The sequence below is a fragment of the Sabulicella glaciei genome (assembly GCF_026183895.1).
Taxonomy (GTDB): Bacteria; Pseudomonadota; Alphaproteobacteria; order Acetobacterales; family Acetobacteraceae; genus Roseococcus; species Roseococcus glaciei.
In genome coordinates, this window is the sequence record NZ_JAPFQI010000016.1 from 24,208 (window position 1) to 41,110 (window position 16,903).

Consider the following 16,903-nt stretch of genomic DNA (forward strand, 5'->3'; position numbering starts at 1 on the left):
CAGCTCCTGGCAACACGGCCTATGATGATCTTCTTCGAGCCGAGCGGACGATCCACTCGCACGAGACAGGAACTCCTGTCCCGGCTCGCGAAAGTTGGGGGGAGCCACGATCGGCGGCGCCATGGCGAGCCGGTCGAGATCGGGCAGCCGAGCGCGAGGGGTCGAATCGATTGCCGGTTGCGCCGTGCACCATGTTGCGGGTGTTAGCCCCCGCTGCGAATTCCGGTGTGTTGGTCTTGCCGACAACAATTGCCCCGGCTGCACGCAGGCGCGCCACCACGCCGAGGTCGCGGCCAGGCACATGGGTGGAGAAGATCGCGCTGATGTAGGTTGTCCGAAGCCTCGCCGTATCCTCGGTGTCCTTGATGGCGATGGGCCGGCCATGCAGCGGGCCGAGCTCGTCGCTGCGCATCAAGGTAGCCTCCGCCGCGCGGGCGCCAGCGCGCGTGCCACCTTCGTCGAGCGTCACAATGGCATTCACTGCCGGGTTTACCCGATTGATCCGGGCGAGGCAGGGGTCGAGCAGTTCCATCGGCGACAGCGCTCGGGCGCCAATCAGTCGGCGAAGCTCCACAGCGGAAAGGCCGCAAGGCTTGGTCATGCGGGGGCGCCGTGGCCGCGCTCGCAGTTGGCGGCGTGCTCCGCGTCGGGCACCAGCGAGCCGCCGGTGCACCAGAGCAGGTGCGTAGGCCGAACGCCTGTCCCAAGTCGGCTCAGGTAGCGCCGACCCTCCTCGCTGTCCTCGATCCAGCCTGGTCCAGTGAAGCCGGCGACAGCGGATGGCTCAAGGCGCAGCCCCAGCAGGGTATGGGCACGTGCGACGAGACTAAACAAAAGATCATCTGGCACGGTGAAGGCCCCGGAGAGAAGGCGATGAGTGGCCTCCCAGGCCAACTCGGACGCCGTGGGCACGGCCAGGCCGTCCGCCGCCGTGCGGTTATCGAGGCCAATATCGTAAACAGAAATCCCTGGCCCAATCGCAAGGCGTGCCAGCATGCAGGGTGCCGCGACCGGCTCGGCCAGGAAGCAGTGAACCGCGTCCCCGAAGACCTGCTTCAGCCCAAAGGCGATGCCGCAGGGAGCGCCGCCGACGCCGCAGGGCAGGTACACGAAGAGCGGGTGCGCCGCGTCTACGCGGACGCCTTCTGCCTCAAGCTGTGCCGCCAGTTCCCACGCGGCGGCGGCGTACCCCAGAAACAGGGGCAGGGAGTTCTCGTCATCCACGAAGTAGGTGTCGTCGCGTGCTGCGGCGATGGCACGGCCGGCCGCGACGGCGGCAGCGTAGTCGCCCGCATGCTCCACCACCTCGGCGCCAGCCTCGCGGAGCCGCGCTTTCTTCCATGCCTTGGCCTCGTGCGACATGTGCACCGTGGCACGGAAGCCCAGCGCCGCCGCCACCGTACCGATGGCCAGGCCAAGGTTGCCGGTGCTGCCCACCGCGACAGCGTACTGCCCGAAGATGGCCCGTGCTGCCGGGGTGGACAGCGCCTCCTCACGCGACAGCCCACGACTCATCGCCAGCGCCTCGGCATGGCCGAGCACCTCATGAAAGCCCCCCCGCGCCTTCACGGATCCGGCCACGGGCAGCAAGTCGTCCCGCTTCAGCAGGACATCACCCGACAGGGGATAACCAAGCACCGAACTGGCCTCTCGCAGGCGCTCTAGCGGCGAGGCGATGCTGCCATCCACCATCGCACCGGGGAAAAGCGTGCGCAGAGCGGGTCGCCAACGCTGGAAGGCGTCGGCGGCTTCGCGCACGGCTTCCCCGCGCACGGACGAGGCGGCGAGCGCCTCAGAAACGGCGATACGGTCTTCGTTCAGCCAAAGCAGCGGCTTGGCACGGCCGAGGCTTTGGCGCAGCAGGTCAGGGGCGGATTGGTGTGTCATGATCGCTCCTGCAGTCTTGGCGGCACCATAGCCCCCGCAAAAGTCATCCTTTCTCTGGTCTCCCATTAGGTATGCTAATGGCGATCCAGAATCTGGCAGGCTCGGAGGGTGAGCGAGAATGGCAGCTCAACCGGATGAGGAGCTCCCAAACCGCCGCGGCGGGCGGCAGTGGGGCGGGCTGCTGCCGCTGCTGCACCATTTCGATGCGGCGGCGCGGCACCTCAACTTCACCAAGGCGGCGTCGGAGTTGAACGTGACCCAGGGGGCCGTCAGCCAGCGCCTACGTTTATTGGAGGGGCGGCTCGGCATTCGCCTGTTCCGCAGGTTGCCACGCGGCCTTGCATTGACCGAAGAAGGCGCGCAGCTCGCGGCCGCGGTGCGGCGCCTCCTTGCTGAACTGGACGATACCGTCTCTCGTATTCAACCACGGCGCCGGGGACCACAACTGGCGCTGGGATGTCCGCCTTCGTTCGCCATGCTCTGGCTGATTCCGCGCATTCACGACTTCAGCCAAGCGCACCCCGAGGTTGGGATCCGCTTCCACGGCGAGTTTATCGGCCTGGCCGCGAGCGGCGCAGCCGAGGCGCAAGGCGGACTGATGATCCGCTATGACCCCGACATGGCGCGGCATCCTGGCGCAGAGTTCCTGCTGCCGGAGTACCTGATTCCGGTGACCGCTCCCCTCCCATCCAGGGGCTGCCCGGAGCCGTCTGCAGGGCTTGATCGGTTGCACGAGGCGACCTTCCTTCATGATGCCGCGCCATGGGAGGGCGCCCCGGCCTTTTGCGAGTGGAGGGAATGGATTGAGGGGGCCCTGCCCGCGTCCGCGCGCCGGCGGCTGGGAGACGCATATCGATCTGGGCACCAGTACAATTTGGCGCAACTCGCGTTGCGGGCTGCGAGCAGTGGCCAAGGCGTGGCGATCGGACGCAGTGCCCTTGTGCTGGAAGAACTGGCGGCGAAGCGGCTGCGAGTATTGAAGGGCGCCGTACCAGTCCGTGCGCGCGCCGGTTACTACGTGACGCATGACGGCGCATCGAGTGATGCGCGCGCTAACTTCCTTACGTGGTTGCACGGCCAGTGCAAGGACTTTGAGGTGGCGCGCGATCTGCAGTTGCGACGCGTACGCTGAGTTGCGCCGAGCTAGATCGCCGTCATGAGGGCTAAGGATAAGATCCTTGCTGAAACGACAGGGGAAAGGACGGCTCTGCTCGTTAAGAAGTTTAGGGCGGTGACCCACGAGGACTCCATCACCCGCCTCATCGGCGCCGTCATGCTCGCGGCCGACGATGAATGGTAGATGCAGCACCCACCACCTAGACGCTGCGTCGTGTCGAGGAGGTGCCGCTTGCGAAGGCAGAGAAGAGAATGGTCCCGCCAGGCCAATCTCTCGCCCGGTATCGGTTCTGGTCAGCCGACTGGTTGCCCTGGCAGGCGATCGAGACGCTGAGAAAAAACCGGCCCACCCTCAGCTTCCGGCTCTCGTTCCAAGTGGAATGGCCGGAGCTTCAGCAGGGCGCGGGGCAGGGCCGCCTGAGAATTCGAGGCTACCCCCCGAAACTCAGCAAAGGCCTATCACCACCAAACTCGGGTGCCACTTCGATGAGCCGCTGATCTCTTCAGTTCCGCCGCTGCGAGGAAACTTCGGCCCCGCCCCAGGACTCGAGCAACCGGATCAAGGCGGTGACGTCCTGCCCCTCTCCGCCATGTACGTAGGCGTGGTCGTAGAGTTGCTTGGCGGTGGTGCAAGTCAACATGGTGGTGCCGAGCGCCTCGGCCTCGGCCAGGGCCAGCCGCACATCCTTACGCATCAGTTCCAGCCGGAAGCCGAAATCGAAGCTCCGCTCCAGCACCGCTTTCGGCATGAAAACCTCAGTGGAGAAGGACCGGCCGCTACTTCTCGCGATCACCGCGTGCATGACCGCTGGGTCAAGCCCGGCCTTGGCCCCCATCACCATCGCCTCGGCCGTTGCCGCCCAAACTGTCGCGGCGATCAGGTTGTTGACGAGCTTCAGGGTCTGCCCCTGGCCCACCTCCTCGCCGACATGAATGGTCCCTCGGCCTATCGTTTCAAGCAGGTCGCGCACCTGCTCAAAGGCCGCTCGGTCACCCGAAGCCATGACCGAGAGCGTCCCCGCCTTCGCGCCAGCCACACCGCCCGAGACGGGGGCGTCGAGAACCGCAACACCTTTGGCGGAAAGGCCCTCTGCCACCTCGGATGCCACGCGTGCGCCGGTGGTCGAAAGGTCGGCGTAGATACGCATCGCCGATCCTTCGACGAGCCCACCGGCGCCGAGGGCCACCTGCTTCACCACATCCGGCGTCGGCAGGCTGACAAAAACAATCGGTGCAGCGTCTGCCACCGCAGCCGGAGATGGCAGGGCAGTAGCCCCCAAGGCCTCCGCCTGCGCCAGCGCCGCCGGACTGACGTCATGCACCAGCAGGCGATGGCCCGCAGAGATCAGCCGCTCGACCATCGGGCCACCCATTGCGCCAAGGCCGACAAAGCCGACAGTTAGGACGTTCGCGGTCACGGGCGCACCAGCGGGCAGCCGCCCTCTGCCAAGGGCCGGAACGCCTGCTCGGCCGGAATGGTGGCGAGGACGCGATACAGGTCCCATTCGCCGCGCGAGTCCTCAGGACGCTTGGCCTCTACCAGATACATGTCGTGCACATGGCGCCCATCCTCCCGCACACGCCCATTCCGGGCGAACATGTCATTCACTGGCAGCTGCCGCATCCGCGCCGCCACCGCTTGGGCCTCGTCCGTCCCGGCCGCCTCGATGGCGCGCAGGTAATGGCGCACGGCCGAATAGACGCCAGCCTGATACTGCGTCGGCATGGCGCCCCGGTGACGTTCAGCGAAGCGGCGGGCAAAGGCGCGAGATTCGTCATTCTGGTCCCAGTACCAGGCCTCGGTCGCCACCACCCCCTGCGCAGTCTCGAGGCCGAGTGCGCGAATGTCCGTGATGTTCACGAACATGCCCACAAGCCGCTGACCGCGCCGCGTCAGGCCAAACTCCCCGGCCTGCTTGATGGAGTTGATGGTATCGGTCCCCGCATTGGCGAGCGCCACCACCTGTGCGCGGGATGCCTGCGCCTGTAGCAGGAAGGATGAGAAGTCGGGCGCGTTGAGCGGGTGCCGAACCCGTCCAACCGCCGTGCCGCCCTCTGCACGCACCGTGGCTTCCGAGGCGCGTTCAAGTGCGTAGCCCCCTTCATAGTCCACCGTAAGGTAGAACCAGGATCGTGCTCCTTGCTGCAGTACCGCGCGCGTGGTGCCAGAGGAAAGAGCGTAGCTGTCCGACACCCAATGAAAGCCGACAGGTGAGCATTGCCGTCCTGTGAGTTCGGTTGAGGCGGCGGAGGTGTTGATGATGACGCGGTTGCGCTCCCTTCCGACCTGCTGAACCGCCAGCGCGACCGCCGAGTTCGGCATATCGATGATCATGTCGACGCGTTCGGTGTCGATCCAGCGGCGGGCGGTCGCAGCGCCGGTGTCCGGGCGGTTCTGGTGGTCAGCGAAGACCACCTCCACCGGCCGTCCAAGGGCGCGGCCACCATGATCCTCGATAGCCAGCCGCGCGGCAGCGACCGATCCAGGTCCGGCGAAATCCGCGTAGGGCCCCGTCATATCGGTCAGCACACCGATACGAACAACATCATCGGAAACCTGCTGGGCGGTGGCAGCGGATGTCAGGCCGAGCGCCATGAGTAGCGCGGCCACGCCGGAACGGATGGACATGCAGTTTCCTCCTTGCCCTGGTCGCCCTGGGTCGCTCTGCAGGCTGCGCACCTTATGGCCTGGACACGATCCCAAAGCGGACAAGTGTGGTCAATCCTGACGAGATGTTCGCTGGCAGCATTTGTACACACTGGGTTGCCGCTGCCGCGCCGGAGGTGAAGGTCGGCGGCCACGACCGCTTCAGAGCTCTCCTTTCGGGCCTTGATACTTCGGTGATGGCCCTGTCGATCGCATCCATCGCTCCAGCCGAATCCCGCTGTGTTTCAAGTGAGCCCGAGTTGCGAGCCTACACGGAAGCACTCGCGGAAGCCGAAAAGTGCCCCTCTGCCCTCCTTCGGACCTGCAGGCGACCTGCAGAAGCGGTCGGCTGCAAGGGATCACTCCTCGGCGTAGTCGGCGAGATCGACGGTCTTGATGCTGAAATCGACCCGATCAGACCGGCGGGCCGCCTCGCGCAGCAGGTTCTTGCTGCCTGAAAGCAAGTCTTCGAGCGAGCGGAAGGGGAAGTCGGTTTCCTCTCCATCCTCGGACTTGATCACAAGGGCCTTGCCGGGCCGCGAGGGGGCCGAGCCGCGCTCCTTGGACAAAGAAGGCGGCGAGGGTCCACGTCGGCCCTTTCCCGTGTCTTTTGCTTCGGATCGAGACTCGGACAGAGTTATCGGCAACGGGGGCGCCGCCGGAGGGGGAGCCTTGGCCGGCGCGGGGGGAGGGGGCGAAACGGGATCGGACACCAGAGGCCGCGCTTCCGAGGCGGGCTGGAATTGTCGCGCTTTCGCCTCAACTGCCGACGGAGGTGCCGCGGCGATAGGCGGGGCGAGGCTGAATAAATCCTCCGCTTCTGTTTGCGTGCGCGAAGCCAAAGGCGCGATTGCTTCCGGGGCCGCCGCACGATTCCTCGAGACGTGTTCTTCATTGATGGAGCTTGCCGACCCGCTGGTGCCGGTCGCCTCCGTTTCGGAAGCGGAAGCGCTCGCTGCCAACGCGTTGGCTTCGCACGTTGCATCGAGATCCTCCGCCGCAACGATGGCCGGGACCACGGGGATGTTTTCAGCTTTCTCTCCAGCCGCAGCGCTTGCGGTGGGCGAAGGAAGCCCTCGATCTTCTGCCTCAATGGCCCGCTGCTTGCGGGCGATGATGGTAATGTTGGCCGGGGTGACCCCGAACTCGGCAGCGATCTTCTTGGTCGGCTCCCGGGCATCGACGCGTCGAAGGATGTCGGGCCAGTGGCTGCGGGTGATCTTGATGGCGGGCATCGGGGAGGCCTGTGTGCGGAGGCGGGCGGGGCCGCGCGGTCTGGAGAAAGCAAAGAAGGATGTTGTGGCTCGAGGCCGCGCTCGCCAGGGCAAAGGCGCCAGCGAAGTGCAGCGAAAGCCGCTCAATCCTCTCGGCCGGGCTGAAGGAGGGTGTCAAGGACAACGAAAGCCGCTGATGTTCAGGGTCGTCGCCGGTGACGCGGCCCTCGGTGATGACCAGGGGCCGAACCGTGCGGCTTTGGCCACCTCCGCGCGGGCCCGGATCGCTGGCCGGACTGTCGGGGTTCCCGAGGCGACGCTTATTCAGCTGCCCTTGGCTTCCTGGCCCGGCTTCGCGCCCGGTTGACCCGCGCCGCCGGAAGCAAGCCGCCCAGAAGGAGTCCGGCCGGTCTCGCCGAGGCCGCCTGAGACGACAGCGAGGAGGGGCGATGCCATCGCACTCCGTTCCCGAGATCCAACACCTGCTCGCGCACCTTGTGCTCGCCGTCGCCCCTTTGCGCGAACTGCTGCTCGAATGATCCCTCTGGCGACGGCGGCACCAAACCGAGGCATGCGCCGCACACATCCGATTACGCCTGCAGAAGCACCTGTAGTACGAGGCCTCTGTGTGGCCGCGCGGAGGCGTGTGCCGGCAACTCCAGCCGGGCCGCTCTGCCTCTTGGACGGCCGCTAAGCGCATAGGCCAGCAACCGCGGCAGCCGGCCCCGCCGCTTCTCGGCTTGCCGTGGCGGGCGCATCGACCTGCGCGGGGGCTATGGTGAGGAACCGGGCGTCAGGACAGCATGGACAGGCTGAGCGGCGCGATCTCGTCACCATCACGTCCACGGTAGTCCCGGCCGCAGGCCTCGCGCAGCATTCGCGCCTGGGAATCCGCAAGGATCCCTGCGGCCTCGGCCACGTCGAGGCGCGTCGGGCGGCCATCAGCCCAGATCGTCTCCCCACCGACCACCACACGCCGCACCGCCCGGTCTGCGGCATGGTAGATCAGCGAGCGGAGCGGATCGCGCGGCGGCGCCATCAACGGGTGGTGCAGATCCACCAGTACCACATCCGCCGCTGCCCCGACCTGCAGCCGGCCCAGGTCGTTCCGCCCCAGCGCTTCCGCGCCGCCGACCGTGGCGGCGTGGAAGACGCCCTCCGTGGTCGCGGCCGCAAGATCGCGCTCCGCGTTGCGCGCCAGGATGAGGGCGGTCCGCATTTCCTCGATCAGGTTGTGCGGCGCGACATCCGTGCCGAAGCCGATCCGCACCCCGCGTGCCCGGTAGGACCCGAAGCTCCGCAGGTGCTCCCCATAGCGTGAGAAGGGGGAGGGGCAATGCGCCACGCTCGCGCCATGCTCTGCCATCAGCCCAACATCGCGCGCCGTGTGCCAGCGGATGGAGGGGTGCTCGTCCACGAAGATGGCGTGGCCGAGGATCGTGCGCGGGGTCAGCATCCCGATGCTGGCCGCCCACTGGATGGGGGTGACGCCATGGCGGCGGATCATCTCCTGCACCTCCACGACTGCCTGGGCGATGTGGGTGGTGAAGGGTCGGCCGGTCTCGGCGGCGTACGCGACGCCCTCGCGCAGCATCTCCTCCTCCACCGTGTCGATCTGGGCGGGAAAGACGACGCTGCTCAACCGGCCCGAAGGGTGGTCCTCGGCCTCCCGCATGACCAGCTTCGCGGCCTCGAACTGGCGGTGCGCATCCTCGCGGTTCCACATCCAGGTGACGGTCTGTGGTGCGGACATGCCCCAGCGCGCCGCCGCATAGCCCGGGCCAGCCCAGCTCCGCAGTCCGCTCTCGGCCATGACCGTGAGCCAGCGTGGGAACGGGGCCGAGAGGTCGACAACCGAGGTCACCCCCGAGGACATCAGCTCCGCATAAGCGAGGCGCATCGCCGCCTCTCGCCCCGCTTCATCGAGGCGGAAGGCCTGGGAGCGCTCAAAGAGCCCGCTCATTCCCTGTTCCGGGACGCCGTGGTCCTCGCGCACGCCACGGTAGCCCGGCTCGGTGGTCGGGTGGGTGTGGATGTTCACCAGCCCTGGCATGACGAGCAGGCCGCGCCCGTCCACCACTTCCGCGTCCGGCTCTGGCGGGGAGGACGGGTCGTGCGGGCCGATCTGCGCCACCCGTCCGTCGCGCAGGAGGATGTCAAGGTCACGGCCGAAAGCGTGGCGGACTGCGGCGTCGTCCCAGACGATGGCCCAGGCCGCGTTGCGGATCAGGAGAGGCACGATCATGGTGTGCCTCCCGTCAGAGCTTCTCGAGGTTCCAGTAGAACAGGGCCGGGCCCGGCAGCAGGCCGCGCACATTCGAGCGGTGCGCGACAACGCCACGGTACTGGCCCAGCGGGATGTTCGTGGCGTTGCCGATATGAACGCGCTCCAACTCCTTCAGGATCTCCTGGCGCCGCACCGGATCCGTCTCGTAGGTCCAGGCGTCGTTCAACTGGGGCACGCGCGTGTCGCAGGGCCAGCCGAACCAGGCGCTCTCGCAATTGCCGACGAAGACGTTCAGCAGCGGGTTCTGGACACCGGTGATGGTCGCGTTGGTGACGAAGACGTTCCATCCGCCCTGGGTAGGTGGGTTGCGGGAGGACCGGCGCTGGACCAGACCGCTCCAATCCATCGCTATCAGGTCCACATTCGCGCCGATGCGCCGCAGCGCCTCCGCCGCCAGGAGTGCACCGGGATGGAGCACGGCGTTGTCCGCCGGGTCCATCACCACGATCGGCCGGCCGTCGTAACCGGCGGCCCGGAACGCGTCGCGCGCCTGCTGGTCGGTCAGGCGCGGCCAGCCAAGGGTGTCGAATTGCGGCGTCTCGGAGGGGGCGCAGCCGAAGGGGGCTCCGCATTCGCGCCAGGGCTGGTCCTGCCCGACGGTGGCCACCATGAAGTCCGGCTGGCGGATCACCCCCATCAGGGCCCGCCGCGCCTCGAGGTTGTCGAAGGGCGGGTGAAGGTGGTTCATGGCCAGGAACAGGACGTAGCCCAGCGGATCGTTGGGGGCGACGGTGACGTTGCGCATCCGCGTCAGGCGGGGCACGAGATCAGGCGCCGGGCTCTCGAGCAGGTCGATCTCTCCGGCCGCGAGTCCGTTCGCGGCGGTCGCGACATCGGGGGTGTAGAGGCTCTCGACGCGATCCACCTTGACCACCTTGCCACCCGCCGCTTGGCTGGGCGGCTCCGCGCGCGGCACATATTCTTCGAAGCGCTCATAGACGACGCGTGCACCAGGCACCCATTGATCTCGCCGGAAGCGGAAGGGACCGGAGCCGACAGGGTCCGTGATTGCGGTGTTCGGATCCGTACGCGCCAGGCGCTCCGGCATCATGAAGGGCACGTTGCTGTCGATTTTGCCCAGGGCCTCGAGCACGAAGCCCACAGGGCGCGTGAGGCGCAGCCGGATGGTTCGCACGTCGGGCGCTTCGAGGCTCTCGGTCACGCGCATCAGGGCACGGCCCATGCCGTCCCGCACGCCCCAGCGGCGGATGGATGCGACGCAGTCCGCAGCCGTAACCGGGGAGCCGTCGTGCCAGAGCATGCCGTCGCGCAGACGGAAGGTCCACTCCTTGCCATCCCCGCTGTTTCCGTAATCGCCCACCATCTGCGGCTGGGGCCGGTTCTGGGCGTCCATCGCGAACAGCGTGTCCCAGACGAGGTAGCCGTGATTGCGCGTGAGATAGGTGGTGGTCCAGATCGGGTCGAGCGCGCGCAGATCGCCGATTGGCACCGAACGGATCACGCGCCGCGGATCCTGAGCCATGGCCTGCCGCGACTGCACGCTCAGGAGGGCTGGTGCGGCCACGAGGGTCAGGTGACGGCGGCTGATCGACATGAGGGGCTCCTGGTCGCCAGAAGTCCATGGTGAGACCTGCTATCGCCCACAGCAACGAAAATTCGATCGAATGCGTCGGCGCGGGTGCTGTCCCAGCCTGTACCGCAACCGAAGGCGTAGACCACGGCAATCTAGAGGCGTGACGCCGCATCATCTCTCGCCCAAACTCGCACAAGACAGAAGGGGAGGCCGGCTTCATGACCATCCTAATCGAAGGTGCGATTGTCGTGACAGGTGACGAAGCAGGCACCATCTGCCACGATGCGGCACTGGCCATCGAGGGCAATCGGATTGCGGCACTCGGCCCGCGCGAGGCGGTCTCCGGCCGCTTTCCGGATGCGGAGCGGGTGGACGGCACGGGCCGGGTTATCCTGCCCGGTTTTGCGAACATCCATACGCATCTGGTGATGACGCTCGCCCGCGGCGTTTTCGAGGATTTGTCCCCACCTCACGAACCACCTTTCGACGGCGGGCTGTCGCCGATCCCACTGCCCCCGATGACCCCGCAGGAACAGGCGGTGATGTGCCAGCTTGGCGCGCTGGAGGCGATCCGGTCCGGCACCACGGCGCTGCTGGAGGACGGGGTAGACATCGCCAACTACGCGCAGGAAATGGTGGGCACCGGGCTGCGGATGCTTCTGGCCGAGCGCTGCTGGGACCGCGCCGGCGCCTCGATCGGCGATCCCTCCGAGTTCCGCCGCGACGAGGCGGTTGGCCGTGCGGGGCTGGAGCGCATCGAGCGGCTGCACGAGCAATGGGATGGCACGGGAGAGGGGCGCATCCGCGTCGGCGTCGCAGCCTGGGCACCCGACATGTGCTCCCCCGAGCTGCTGCGGGATGCGCGAGCGTTGCAGGATCGGCTGGGCACCATAGCCACCATCCATCTCAACCAGATCTGGGGCGAGGTCGCGGCAGTGCAGGCGCACCACAATATGCTGCCCTCCGAGTTCCTGGAGAGCATCGGCTTCCTGAGCGAGCGGCTGGTCGCGGCGCATTGCCGCTGCATGGAGCCGCTGGAGGAGAAGATCCTCGGCAAGCACCGGGTGAACGTTGCCTTCAACTCTGCGATCGCCGCGCGGCGGGGCCTGAGCCCGCGCGTATGTGAGATAGAGACGGCGGGGTGCAACGTCGGCATGGGCACCGACAACATGGCCGAGGATATGGTGGAGGTGATGCGCACCGGACTTTTCATGGAGCGGGTGCGGCGGCGCGATGGACGCAACCCGGCTCCGGAGGAGGCGCTACGCTGGGCCACGCGCAACGGGTATCGCGCGATGGGCGTGCCGGATGGCGGCTGGTTGGCAGAAGGAAACCTCGCCGATCTCATCATGCTACGGGTAGATCGCGCACACCTCGCGCCCTTCCTACGCCCTGTCTCGGTCTTTGTGCATCAGGGGCAGGCACGGGACGTCGAGGACGTGATGGTCGACGGGCGCTGGATCATGCGCGATGGCCAAGTGCTGACGATGGATGAGGCGCGCATCATTCGCGAGGCGGAGGCGGTGGCGGACCGTGCCTGGTCACGTCTCTTCGCGCGTAACCCGCAGATCAAAGTCCCCGAAGGATTCCGGCCCCTTCCGGACGCACCTGCCGAGGCCCTGTCTCCCGATAACCAAGCCCTCGCGCCGCCCCGGTCTTGATGAGACCCCGTTGCCGGAGTGCGGAGCGCCGTTCCGGCGCGGAAGCTTGGCGAGGTTAGGGTGATGGCAGGACAAGGCAAGCCGGTGGCGGCCGTGATATACGAGCGACCTGGATCCAGTTCAGCAGACCTGGGCAGTTCGTCAAGCGTTGCTGCGCGGGTCCGCAAAGCTGGATCAAGGGCGAACTGAACATCGCGAACGCGCTATAGACAGCGGCCGGGGGCCATTCTCGCTCGCGGCGACTACGCAGTCAGACCACCGTCTTGCAAGACTCGACGGCACAAGATCAGGTTTCCATGTTTAGAGCCTGTTGGCTTTCATCGAGTGATGAACTGGTGTGACCCACGATCTCGGTGGCTACCTCGCTCAACAGCCAGTCGCGGAAGGCGCGCAGCACCGGCTGAGCCGCGATTTCTTTCGGATAAGCCAGGCAGTAGGCTTGTCCGTCATCCAGCGGCAGGTCGAATGGCACGACGAGCCGCCCGGCGGCCAGCTCTGGCTCCACCATGAAGCGCGGCATCAAGGCGACGCCCAGGCCTGCAGCCGCAGCCTCTACGACGATGGCGTGGTGCTGGTACTGCGGCCCGCGCAGACCGTCCACCCCGGCCACGCCATGGGCCTGCAGCCAGTGCACCCAGGCGCGCGGCCGCGTAGTATGCTGCAGCAGCGTGTGGCGTGACAGGTCGGCGGGCTCGCGCAGCGTGCCGCCCGCCAGCAGCGCAGGCGCGCAGATCGGAACGCGCACATCAGGCACGAGCGGATGAACTGCCACGCCCGGCCGCTCCACTGAGCCCATCTGGATCGCCGCCTGCACTCCCTCCCCCGAGAAGTCGAGCGGCCAGGGCAAGGTGGTGTGATTGCGCATGTTGACCACGACCAAGCGGTGGAGCGTCTGGAAGCGTGGCATGCGCGCCATGAGCCAGCGCGCGCCAAAGGTGGGTGAGACGGCCAGGTTCAGCGTGCCGCCTGCGCCGCGATGCGCCAGCACCTCCTGCGTCGCAGTCTCGATGCGTGCCAGCGCGGCCCGCACCTCCGGACCATAGGTCGCCGCTGCCGCCGTCAACACCAGGCGCTGCCGCACACGCTGAAACAGCCGGAGGCCAAGCTTCGCCTCAAGTGCTGCAAGCTGGCGGCTGACCGCGCTCTGCGTCAGCGACAGTTCCTCTGCGGCCCGGGAGACGCTGAGGTGCCGGGCGCAGGCCTCAAAAGCCTGCAGCAGGGCGGTCGGCGGCGTGTGGCGGCGCATGGCCCGGATCCCAACAAGTTCATTCCATTCCGTCATGAAAGCATGACAAGTTTTCGGTTGCGAGCGTGGCCTTTGCGCGGAAAGCTGAATGAGGGGCAGCCGTTGTCCCGGGCACATCATGCGGCCCGGTCATAAACCGCTCCTCCAGGGTCGGGCCAGAACCGGCCATCGGGAGGGACGCGCACATCGCGGCGCATTTCCGGGAGGTGCATATGACCAATGCCCATGATTCTCTGCCCCGCCGCCTCGTGCTGGCCTCGGGCCTTGCCGTCGCCGCGCCGCTCCGGGCACGCAGCGCCTGGACGCCGAGTCAGCCAGTGCGCCTGCTGATCGGCTTCCCACCGGGCGGTGCCGTTGACATCCTGATCCGCATTGTCGGCGAAGGCATGCAGCGCGTCCGCGGGATCACCGCGGTCCCTGAGGTGCGCAGCGGCGCCTATGGCTTCATTGCCGCACAGGCCGCAGCACGCGCCGCGCCAGACGGCCACACCCTGGCCAGCGCCATCATGGGCACCATGTCGGTCGCGCCGGTGATGCCGGGCGTGCCGGTGCCCCTTGACCTCGACCGCGAGTTGACGCCGGTCTCGAACCTGGCCGGCACTCCGATGGCCCTCGTGGCGCGGCCTGACGCGCCCTTCTCTGACCTCGAGGGCTTGGCCGCCTATGCGCGGCAGCGCGGTGGCACGGCAACCTACGCTTCAGGCGGCAACGGCTCGATCAATCATCTGGCTGGCGCGCTGATCGCAAGCTCCATCGACGCGCGCATGGTGCATGTCCCTTATCGTGGGGGTGCGCCCGCCGTGCTGGATGTCTCGGCCGGCCGCGTGGACATCATGGTGGCGAACGTCGCCGAGGTCGCAGGACAGATCCGCGGCGGGCAGCTCAAGGGCATCGGCATCACCTCCGCACAGCGCAGCGACATGGTGCCCGAACTCGTCCCGCTTGCCGCCCGCATCCCGCAGCTCGAGATCACGAACTGGTTTGGCCTTGCCGGGCCCGCCGGCCTCCCGCCCGAGATCCTGGACGGCCTCGCCGGCATCTTCGGCGCCGTGCTGCGCGACGAGCAGACCGCCCTCACGCTCCGGCAGCGCGGGCTGGAGCCGCTGCCCGAAGCCGGCCCAGCCTTCGGGGCGCGCATCCGCCGCGACCGCGAGCGCTGGCGGCAGGTGATCGAGGCCAATGCGATCCGCAGCGACTGACAGACCTCGGCCACGGCACAATCCTCGCAAGGATGTTCATGACAGCGTCACTCTCCCTTGGAATCGATATTGGCGGCACCTTCACCGACCTCGTCCTGCTTGATCCCTCCGACGGGCGCGCGGTGATCTGGAAGGAGAGCACCACGCCGGACGAGCCGGCGCGCGGCGCGATGACCGGCGTCGAGCGGCTCCTGGCGAAGGCTGGCGTTCCCGCCAGCCGTGTCGGCCGCGTGGTGCATGCGACGACTCTGTTCACCAACGCCCTGATCGAGCGGAAGGGCGCGCCGACCGGCCTGCTCACGACCGCCGGCTTCGCCGACGTGCTGGAGATCGCGCGGGAGCGGAAATACGAGCTTTATGACCTGTTCCTGGAGATGCCGCAGCCGCTGGTTCCCCGCCCCTGGCGACGGGAGGCGCCAGAGCGGCTGGGACCGGACGGCACCGTCGAGAGGGCGCTCGACGTCGCCGCGATGTTGGACGAGGTGGCCGCACTGGTGGCACAGGGCGTGGAGAGCCTCGGGATCTGCTTCCTGCACGCCTACGCGAACCCTGAGCATGAGCGGCAGGCGGCCGAGGCGATTGCGCGGCGCTTTCCCCAGCTTTCGCTGTCGCTCTCCTCCGAGATCGCGCCAGAAATCCGCGAGTACCCGCGAACCGTCACCACGGTCGCCAACGCCTATGTCCGCCCTCTTGCCGAGACGTATCTCGATCGGTTGGAGGCCGAACTGAAGCGCGTCGGTGTCGGGGGTGAGCTGTTCCTGATGCTCTCCAGCGGCGGTCTCACTCATGTCGCCGAGGCGAAGCGGGCGCCCGTCCAACTGCTGGAAAGCGGGCCCGCCGCCGGCGCGCTCGCCGGAGCCTGGTTCGGCCGGCACGCCGGGCTGGAGCGTGTGCTCGCCTTCGACATGGGCGGCACCACCGCGAAACTCGCCTTGGTGGACGGAGGCGAGCCGCTGGTCGCCTGGGGCTTCGAGGCCGCCCGCACCAAGCGCTTCCTGCGCGGCAGCGGGCTGCCGATCCAGATTGCGACCGTCGAGCTGATCGAGATCGGCGCCGGCGGCGGCTCGATCGCGCGGCGCAGCGACCTCGGGACGTTGCAGGTCGGTCCCGACAGCGCCGGCGCGCAACCCGGGCCGGTCTCCTACGGCCGTGGTGGGACGGAGCCAACGGTGACGGACGCCGACCTCGCCCTCGGCTACCTGAATGGAGACTTCTTTCTCGGCGGCGCCATGCGCATCGACACCAGCTTGGCGCGCGAGGCGCTTTCCCGACTTGCTGGCGACCTCGAGCTGGATGAGCCACGCGCTGCCTTCGGCGTGCATGACGTGGTGAACGAGAACATGGCAGGCGCCGCCCGCGTCGCCATCGCCGAGCGTGGCCGCGTCCCGCAGGACTATGCGCTGCTTGCCACCGGAGGCGCCGCGCCCGTCCATGCCTGGCAGGTCGGCACCAAGCTCGGTATCGGCCGCGTGGTCTGTCCTCCCGGCGCCGGCGTGGGCAGCACCATCGGCATGCTGATGGCGCCCGCGCGGGTCGACCGTGTCGCCTCGTTCAACCGGGCCCTGGCCCACACCGACTGGACCGAGGTCGATCGAACGCTCGCCATGCTGCAAGCGGACGCCGAGGAGGTGGTGCGCGCCAGCGGCGCCGACCTCGCGCAGAGCCGCCTGCGCAAGCTGGCGGACATGCGCTACGTGGGGCAGGGATCTGAGATCACCGTCGTCCTGCCGGAGCCACTCTCGACCGACGGCGTGCTGGAGGCCTTCGAGGTGGCCTATCGCCGCCTGTTCGGCCGCACGCCGCCGGGCGCTGCCGTGCAGTTCGTTGCCCTCCGGCTGTCCGTGGCCGCACCGATGCCCGGCGCGGGGGCGGCGCTGCGGCTGGAGACCCATGCCGCCGAGGCGACCCTGAAGGGCCGCCGTCCTGTCTATTTCCCGGAGGCTGGCGGCACGCTCGAGACCCCGGTCTACGACCGCTACGCCTTGCCGGCCGGCGCACAGCTGGAGGGCCCTGCGGTGTTCGAGGAGAACGAAAGCACTTTCGTCGTCGGTCCCGGCGCACGGATCCGCGTGCTGCGGGACCTTTCGATCCTGGCCGAGCGCGCAGCCTGAC

Annotated in this window: 12 protein-coding genes; 4 read left to right on the top strand and 8 right to left on the bottom strand. The window is 67.7% G+C overall.

What is annotated here, in order from left to right:
- Window positions 1-19: 19 nt before the first annotated feature.
- Window positions 20-601, bottom strand: a complete 582-nt coding sequence (locus OF850_RS17150) for an amidase family protein (RefSeq protein WP_301591554.1) — start codon at window positions 599-601, stop codon at window positions 20-22.
- A complete protein-coding gene (locus tag OF850_RS17155; RefSeq protein ID WP_301591555.1) occupies window positions 598-1,887 on the bottom strand; it encodes a D-serine ammonia-lyase in 1,290 nt (429 codons plus the stop codon). The genes OF850_RS17150 and OF850_RS17155 overlap by 4 nt, the downstream gene beginning before the upstream one ends.
- Before the next feature lie 118 nt (window positions 1,888-2,005).
- On the opposite strand from OF850_RS17155, the gene OF850_RS17160 reads away from it, so the two are divergent.
- Window positions 2,006-3,019 carry a LysR family transcriptional regulator gene (locus OF850_RS17160; protein ID WP_301591556.1) on the top strand — a complete coding sequence of 338 codons (1,014 nt, stop codon included), beginning with the start codon at window positions 2,006-2,008 and terminating at the stop codon, window positions 3,017-3,019.
- A 487-nt stretch (window positions 3,020-3,506) separates the two neighbouring features.
- On the opposite strand, the gene OF850_RS17165 is transcribed toward OF850_RS17160, so the two are convergent.
- From OF850_RS17165 to OF850_RS17185, 5 genes are all read right to left on the bottom strand, one after another.
- Window positions 3,507-4,421 carry an NAD(P)-dependent oxidoreductase gene (locus OF850_RS17165; protein WP_301591557.1) on the bottom strand — a complete coding sequence of 305 codons (915 nt, stop codon included), beginning with the start codon at window positions 4,419-4,421 and terminating at the stop codon, window positions 3,507-3,509.
- Window positions 4,418-5,632, bottom strand: coding sequence for an ABC transporter substrate-binding protein (locus tag OF850_RS17170; RefSeq protein WP_301591558.1), 1,215 nt, complete (start codon window positions 5,630-5,632; stop codon window positions 4,418-4,420). Before OF850_RS17170 ends, OF850_RS17165 begins: the two co-directional genes overlap by 4 nt.
- Before the next feature lie 377 nt (window positions 5,633-6,009).
- Window positions 6,010-6,885, bottom strand: a complete 876-nt coding sequence (locus tag OF850_RS17175) for a hypothetical protein (RefSeq protein WP_301591559.1) — start codon at window positions 6,883-6,885, stop codon at window positions 6,010-6,012.
- A gap of 772 nt (window positions 6,886-7,657) precedes the next feature.
- Window positions 7,658-9,109 (bottom strand): amidohydrolase family protein, encoded by a 1,452-nt coding sequence (locus OF850_RS17180; protein ID WP_301591560.1) that lies wholly within the window; start codon window positions 9,107-9,109, stop codon window positions 7,658-7,660.
- 13 nt (window positions 9,110-9,122) lie between these two features.
- Window positions 9,123-10,706 carry an ABC transporter substrate-binding protein gene (locus tag OF850_RS17185; protein ID WP_301591561.1) on the bottom strand — a complete coding sequence of 528 codons (1,584 nt, stop codon included), beginning with the start codon at window positions 10,704-10,706 and terminating at the stop codon, window positions 9,123-9,125.
- Between the two features lie 197 nt (window positions 10,707-10,903).
- Between OF850_RS17185 and OF850_RS17190 the strand changes: the two genes are divergently transcribed.
- Window positions 10,904-12,346 carry an amidohydrolase family protein gene (locus OF850_RS17190; RefSeq protein ID WP_301591562.1) on the top strand — a complete coding sequence of 481 codons (1,443 nt, stop codon included), beginning with the start codon at window positions 10,904-10,906 and terminating at the stop codon, window positions 12,344-12,346.
- A gap of 286 nt (window positions 12,347-12,632) precedes the next feature.
- On the opposite strand, the gene OF850_RS17195 is transcribed toward OF850_RS17190, so the two are convergent.
- Window positions 12,633-13,592 carry a LysR substrate-binding domain-containing protein gene (locus OF850_RS17195; protein WP_301591563.1) on the bottom strand — a complete coding sequence of 320 codons (960 nt, stop codon included), beginning with the start codon at window positions 13,590-13,592 and terminating at the stop codon, window positions 12,633-12,635.
- Between the two features lie 212 nt (window positions 13,593-13,804).
- On the opposite strand from OF850_RS17195, the gene OF850_RS17200 reads away from it, so the two are divergent.
- A complete protein-coding gene (locus OF850_RS17200; protein WP_301591564.1) occupies window positions 13,805-14,791 on the top strand; it encodes a Bug family tripartite tricarboxylate transporter substrate binding protein in 987 nt (328 codons plus the stop codon).
- A 38-nt stretch (window positions 14,792-14,829) separates the two neighbouring features.
- Window positions 14,830-16,902, top strand: coding sequence for a hydantoinase/oxoprolinase family protein (locus OF850_RS17205; RefSeq protein WP_301591565.1), 2,073 nt, complete (start codon window positions 14,830-14,832; stop codon window positions 16,900-16,902).
- Window position 16,903: the final 1 nt, after the last annotated feature.